Origin of the sequence: Paenibacillus sp. PL91 (genome assembly GCF_012935325.2) — a bacterium.
Lineage (GTDB): Bacteria > Bacillota > Bacilli > Paenibacillales > Paenibacillaceae > Pristimantibacillus.
Genome location: NZ_JABBYG020000047.1, coordinates 1 through 6,428, shown reverse-complemented (window position 1 = coordinate 6,428; position 6,428 = coordinate 1). Strand labels below are relative to the sequence as shown.

Below are 6,428 nucleotides of genomic sequence, written 5' to 3'. Positions count from 1 at the left end.
AATAGAACTTTCCTTCCAACAATTGAGAGTAAGCAACCACTTAGTTGGTTGGCCGCCACGCTAAACTGCCCGTTAGCGTAATAAAGGGCTACCACATGGCAGCCCTTTCGATGTTCAACTATCGTCTCCCGTTAGCTTAACGATCACTTGAATTATTTGCTGAAAAAATACATTCAAACCGCTCTACTCCTGGATATTTTTCTCCCAAACTTGTTATCGAGAAACCGTTTTTTTTATAGAAACCAGCAGCATCTTTATCTGTTTCTGCCTTTATTCTCACAATCTTTTTAGTTTTTATGAACTCATTTACCATTTCACTGCCTATACCTTTACCACGATAGTTGGGTTTAATTGCAATATGCTTAAGCTCTACTTCGTTAGTTGATTCGTATATGACTCCAATTAATCCTACAAGTTCATCATTATTTAAACTTCCGAGTAATTCCCGTGAATCACTGTCTATGTATATGTTAAGTTCATTATCAATTCTTTCATCATTAGCCCACATACACTCAGCCATTAAAAGCTTCAATTCGCCTAAGTCTTCATAATTTTTTAAACTAATCATGAAAAGCACCACTCCTTATTTAGATGGTCTTACAGATGTTAAGTATTCTCGATACATGTTATGCTATCCTGCCCGTTAGCTTAACGAAGAAAGGAGCAGCTGCCGCAGCAAACTGCTCCATATTTGTTCAACTATCGTTCCCCGTTAGCGCAGTGGATGGTGCTATTCGTATCCGGGTGCACTGATGTATTGGGCTGTCCTTGAGCGCCCGTAAGTTACTGTCGTTGGCGTTCATTTGCATCGATTTGACGGAGGATTTCGTCAACGACGTGCGCGATCGGTGCGGTGGCGTCGATTATAATCCCGTTTTTAGGAATACCTTCTCTCGTTTGATGCAAGCGCGCACTAATTTCCCGTTCCTCTGGTCTGCCACCCCAGTCAGTTGGGTCCAGCGTTACTCGCTCATCAATCCGCCGGAGAGAGGTTTCCAGGTCGACCTCAAGGACAAACACGCCGTCGAAGAGGTCGATGAATTTGGGGTAATTCCGCGAACCACCGCAGAAAAATGTTACCGCCTCATCCTGATTGTCGACCAATGCTTTTACTTTATCAACATGCCAAATGTGGTGTTCGGGTTTAAAGCCATCCGTCGGGGTACCAGTTTCCGGATCGCCTTGATAAGCCAATTCACGGTCACCATGAATAGCATGGTAGCCGCGCCGCTGCAATTCGTTGCAGACCGTAGTTTTGCCGGCGCCGGAAACGCCTCCAATCAGATAATTCCTAATGCCCATGGCAGACCCTCCATTCAACTGGATAAGCACAATATATTAGATGTTTCTATCTCTCACTAACTGCCCGTTAGCGTAATGAAGCAGCCGATCATTGTTGTTAGCTGCTTCCGTGTTTTTATTGAACTATCGTACCCGTTAGTTGAGCGCGATGAATATTCCCGCCTAATTATTTATTCCGAAATGCTCAGATGTTCCAAATACTCACTGATAATAGTTTCGCCAGGAGTAGACGTGGCGCCTGTAACTACAAACTTCCCTTTGCCATTCCCCTGAAACGACAAGGTTCCATTCTCTCCTTTATGATTCTTTTTAGAAATGCGAACACTGTATTTGTACTGCGTCAAGCCATCATCACCAGCATAGGACTCGACCACCTTTCGCCCCTTTAAGGTGTAGCCTAGCGCTTTACCCTCGTTTAAATTGCGAATAAAATAATTTTTGCTTATCGTGTAGAATTCATCATAGGTCATATCCTTATAAGGCGACTGATCATACCATTCTCTTAATTCAACCAGTTCCTGCTCGGCATCGATTAGCCATTGATTAAAATCTTCAGCGGGTATAGTTAATTCTCCATTTGTATATTCCTGTCTACCATCTTCATAAGTCGTTAGCTGGTACTCTTCACGATTAATTGTGGAAGAATAAGCATGTTCTTTGTTCCGTTGTATAATTGCATAATAAGCAGCTACGTCAATATATTCAAAGGCCTTATCATAATCTCCTTGCTCCAGAGCAATAACTAACCTTCCAGCGCTATAATAGTCATACAAATTCGTAAATGAGACTCCCTCACCTCGATATTGATTAAAACTGAGCCAGAGTGTGGGAAGGAGCAACACCATCACTAGAAAAGTAATGAGCCATCTTCGTCTAATCCTTTTTAGCACTTTTACAGCTGAGCGATCTTTTAACTGATTGTTTGGAGTCTGAACTTGTCTCTCTTGACCTACATACTTATCTACGATTAAATCTCCTGCCATTGCCTCATATTTTTTCTTGCACTGTGGACACTCATCCAGATGCTCTGAAACAAGAACCTTGCTCTCATCACTACATACCTCATCAACAAATAATGGAAGTAGATCGTAAATAATGTTACAGCTTGTATTTAATCTCTGTCCCTTTGGTTCCCCTATATTCATTTCCTCGCCTCCATTTCACTGACAATCCGTTCCTTCGCCCGATAGTATGTAATCTTCGCCCATGACTCTGTCTTGTCGAATAACTCCGCAATTTCTCTAAACTTCAATTCCCCAAAGATTCGTAGTGTGAACACTTCTTTATATGGCTCTGGCAAGGTATGCAAAATCCGATGCAATAGTGTTGCTTGCTCCTTCTGCAGTAAGCTATGCGTGAAATCCTCACTGTCGTGATTATCCTTTCTTACTCTATCCTCTATAGAAGCATCATCGGGTACTAGCCTTCTGTTCTTCTTATAGTCGTTGTACACAAGATTCTTTGCAATCTGACAAAGCCACACATATAAGGAACTCTCACCTTTGAATTTGCCTATGTGTAGATAGGCCTTATAGAAGGTTTCCTGCGTTAACTCCTCCGCTAAAGTCTGATTACGCGTTAGTGATAGAATAAAGCGAAAAACTTGATCGGCATATTCAGCGTATACATCTGCAAAATCCTTCAGCCCCATCCCCTCTTCCTAGTCGGCACCCCTATCTTCTATAAGACAATCCACTTCCAAAAAAGATACAACAGCTAAAAGATATTTTCAAACATCGCTCCTAAGAGAGATTATGAAGCTGTCTGTTAGCAGTAATGAAAAATAGAGCAGCTGCCGCGCGGCTTCTGCTCCAGATATTAACCGATTCTATAATAGCAAATATTGGAGGTATCCTGCCCGTTAGTTCAAAAAAGACAGCTGATCGTGCTGACCGGCTGCCGGTTGTTGAACTATCGTACCCGTTAGTTGAATGAAGTTTATCTGTCTTTGCTATTGATTCGTAGGAATATACATACTTTGTATCTCCAGTACTCCCTGAACAAACCCGAGGTTAAGATAGACTGACTCCGCATCATTACCTTCCATGACATACAACCTTAGAACTGGATACTTATCTTTAAGGCCAGTCAGGGCTCTTTGCAACATACGTGTAGCGAGCCCTCTTCCTCTGTAAGTGGGTATGACACCTATACTGTATACTGCTGCTTGATTGTCTTGTAAACAAAGGCGACAATTTGCAATAAGCTGACCCGTATCCTTATCATATACAAGTGTAGACGCTTGAGTTAATATCTCATTTGTAAAATTAGGATCTTCGCTAGGTATAAAATCTTGAAGAGAGGACTTTTTTCTCCGTACTGCTTCAAAACCTCCTGCAAAGCTATTAAAGTCACAACGAGCGATTTCATCTTCATTAATGAATCTCTTAGCACCAGTCTCATTTTCCTCAATTTGAGGACACTTAATTATAAGATTATTATCCCAAATAACCTTGAAATGATCTGTGGGGCGCTGCATCCAACTACATCTGAACTCATCTGGCCAAAATCCTGCCCTCGTATATAAATTAACTTGGTCTGGAAGAACCTCAAAGGTCTTTATATGTTTAGTTCTATCAGACCATTGTATTAAAATATTTTTAAGAAGCTTCAGTACCTCATATGAATTATTAAATGGGGGAATATAAAATAAATGATATATAGTATTTGGGGCCATCCTTACCCCACCTATTTTTGATTCTCCTTTATAGATCCAAAAAGAGTTTCTTCGTGGAGAATTGAAGCCTTCTTCCCTAAAAAAACCATTATAATGCATATTATAATAAACTGAACAATATACTCCCCATTCTTCAGGCTCGGCCTTTCGAATAGAATATTCACTTGATAAATCATAATAATTAATTTCATCGGACCAATCAACTAATTGCACACGTCATTCCTCCTCTTTAATACTAAATAAGTGAAAGTTAATTGAATACCATTTTATCAAATTGTGCACGCCCCCTCTCAGGATGTCCGAGAACAACAAAAAAAGACCACAAATGAACATAGCTTCATCTGTAGCCTCAGATCTCCTGGATGGCGCGGTGGAGAATGTGGTGTATGATATTGCTGTTGTTCTTAATGACATGAGCGCTACTAAAAAGAAGGTTTACAGATAATCACTGTAGTTAACTCCCCTTAGGCCTCATATATTCAGTTATTTTATCAACTGATTAAGAACAACAAAAATCATGACACCATTACCCCCTGTTAAATACAAATTTTTCTTATAATATCATAACAATGGATAAGTTTCAATTTTTATAAGTATGAGAGGAAGCTACCACCACGCTATCCTGCCCGATAGTTGAAAAAACATGGAGTAGTTTGTTCAACTATCGGTACCCATTAGGTTAATGAGTTACCTGAACCGGTTTACTTAACTGCATGTATCGAAAACCATTGAGGAAGGGCTGCCATAGGATTTAATTTCCAGTTACACAAGTCATCTAGTTCTTGTTTTGAGAGCGATTTCCCTTCATCTTTTGACTCATCGATCCAAAATGAGCCATCCTCTGCATACATTTCTTCGATATGTTTAACACATAGACCTGATGAAATGATAGAATTCGCTATATCCTGCATACGCCAATGAAGTCTTGGAACCTCATCTATAAGAAAAGGTCCAATTGAGTCATATGGCTTTACTACAGTTATTTTCTCTTTTTCTATAGCAAAAGGGCGACTAAATGGATGAATATCAAACATGATATACGCACCATTGCTTTTAAGAATTCTTCTTATATTGTTGTACATGGAGTTTAAATCATTAATCCATACATGGACTCCATTCGATGTATATACAAAATCATATTCATCACTTTTAATGTTACTTAGTTGCATTGTATCATCGCATATAAATTCTATGTCCCATCCATTTTTTCGAGCCAGGTTCGAGCTGTTTTCTATTTGTCTTTCCGATATGTCGCACGATGTGACGCTTGCCCCCATTAAGTGAAAGGCGAAGACTGCATGGTTATCTCCACTTGAAGGAACACATACTTTCTTTCCATTCAAATTCGGCAAGGCCTTATTAATCATTGAATATGTTGTACGATGAAATGCCGATTCAGGGGTTTGTATTATTTTTGCTATTGCCTTATCTGTTCTATACCTTTGATACCATGTTTCGGACCATTCATTCCATATTTCTTTTACATTATCCATTTAGGTACCCACCTTCAATAATTTGTTAATAAGATTATAGCAAGGTCGGAACTTTTTGAATGTTTAATAATCAACTAGAAAATAAATTTTACACAAAAAGTCGCACCGGATCCGATGCGACTTCTAGTATCCATTATTTTTTAGAGTAAATAATTTTTCTTATACTATGGCAAGAAAGACAGAATGTATCTGACAATTCATCAATCGAAGTACCGTTTAAATAACCTTCGCGGATTTCTTCATTTCGATCATCCAAATATTTTCTACTTCCTGAATTATGCCCCCACTTCTTATGAGTTTCCTCAGGGGAGGGGATATATATAATTCCACCTTTTATATACTTCTGTATTTCCTTTAGTAATTCTTCGGGAAAGACGGTAACTGCATTCGCATATTTCATTTTAGCTCTGCTCCTTAAAAATTTTTGGTTTTAAGGGGCAAAGTCTATACTATAAACAAAAGAGAATCATTTCCCTATGGCGGCAACTTATTTCCAGCTCCATGCAAACAACCGCCGTTGTTCATAGTTTAGACTTTGCACGGAGCCATTTCTTATCGTTTAGATTTTGAACGAAGCCAATCATTATCATCGTACCGTCGTAAACCTCCTTTAACGTGATTAAAAGCTAAACTTCTCTTAGCTCTTTATTACTTAATTATTTCGTTAGTAGTGCTCAACTATCCTGCCCGTTAGTTTAATAATAAGAACAGGCTATCGTAGCACTACTCATCAATGAATCTTATTCAACTATCGTGTCCCTTTAGTTTAATGAACCTCTATTATGCATTTGAATAATTAATCGAGACCACTCCTGGTTTACCTACGGAACGAAGGAGTACCCCAAGTACCCGAAGAAGAACTTCGGCTCGTGCTCCTAGTTTGTATCCTCCCTTAGTTGAACGGAAAAAAGTATCTTTATATACTAAAAGTGAGACCTTTACATCTAAAGTAATCT

Annotated in this window: 7 protein-coding genes; all 7 read right to left on the bottom strand. The window is 39.2% G+C overall.

Annotated elements, in window-relative coordinates:
- Positions 1–136 precede the first annotated feature (136 nt).
- The 7 genes from HI950_RS35105 to HI950_RS35075 all read right to left on the bottom strand — a co-directional run bounded on the left by HI950_RS35105 (position 137) and on the right by HI950_RS35075 (position 5,872).
- On the bottom strand, positions 137–568 hold the full coding sequence (locus tag HI950_RS35105) for a GNAT family N-acetyltransferase (RefSeq protein ID WP_169091680.1): 432 nt from the start codon (positions 566–568) through the stop codon (positions 137–139).
- 215 nt (positions 569–783) lie between these two features.
- Complete coding sequence (locus HI950_RS35100; RefSeq protein WP_169091678.1) at positions 784–1,302, bottom strand: AAA family ATPase; 519 nt, start codon at positions 1,300–1,302, stop codon at positions 784–786.
- A gap of 170 nt (positions 1,303–1,472) precedes the next feature.
- Complete coding sequence (locus HI950_RS35095; RefSeq protein ID WP_169091676.1) at positions 1,473–2,447, bottom strand: zf-HC2 domain-containing protein; 975 nt, start codon at positions 2,445–2,447, stop codon at positions 1,473–1,475.
- A complete protein-coding gene (locus HI950_RS35090) occupies positions 2,444–2,953 on the bottom strand; it encodes an RNA polymerase sigma factor (protein ID WP_223285696.1) in 510 nt (169 codons plus the stop codon). The genes HI950_RS35095 and HI950_RS35090 overlap by 4 nt, the downstream gene beginning before the upstream one ends.
- Positions 2,954–3,253: 300 nt before the next feature.
- A complete protein-coding gene (locus HI950_RS36885; protein ID WP_169091674.1) occupies positions 3,254–4,192 on the bottom strand; it encodes a GNAT family N-acetyltransferase in 939 nt (312 codons plus the stop codon).
- 488 nt (positions 4,193–4,680) lie between these two features.
- Entirely contained in the window at positions 4,681–5,472 is a 792-nt protein-coding gene (locus HI950_RS35080) for a class I SAM-dependent methyltransferase (protein WP_169091672.1), read from the bottom strand.
- Positions 5,473–5,605: 133 nt separating this feature from the next.
- Positions 5,606–5,872, bottom strand: coding sequence for a CD3324 family protein (locus HI950_RS35075; RefSeq protein ID WP_169091670.1), 267 nt, complete (start codon positions 5,870–5,872; stop codon positions 5,606–5,608).
- Positions 5,873–6,428 lie beyond the last annotated feature (556 nt).

Bases quoted from the DNA above. Each gene is read 5' to 3' on its own strand.
- HI950_RS35105 (WP_169091680.1), bottom strand. From the start codon at position 568: ATGATTAGTTTAAAAAATTATGAAGACTTAGGCGAATTGAAGCTTTTA.
- HI950_RS35100 (WP_169091678.1), bottom strand. From the start codon at position 1,302: ATGGGCATTAGGAATTATCTGATTGGAGGCGTTTCCGGCGCCGGCAAA.
- HI950_RS35095 (WP_169091676.1), bottom strand. From the start codon at position 2,447: ATGAATATAGGGGAACCAAAGGGACAGAGATTAAATACAAGCTGTAAC.
- HI950_RS35090 (WP_223285696.1), bottom strand. From the start codon at position 2,953: ATGGGGCTGAAGGATTTTGCAGATGTATACGCTGAATATGCCGATCAA.
- HI950_RS35080 (WP_169091672.1), bottom strand. From the start codon at position 5,472: ATGGATAATGTAAAAGAAATATGGAATGAATGGTCCGAAACATGGTAT.
- HI950_RS35075 (WP_169091670.1), bottom strand. From the start codon at position 5,872: ATGAAATATGCGAATGCAGTTACCGTCTTTCCCGAAGAATTACTAAAG.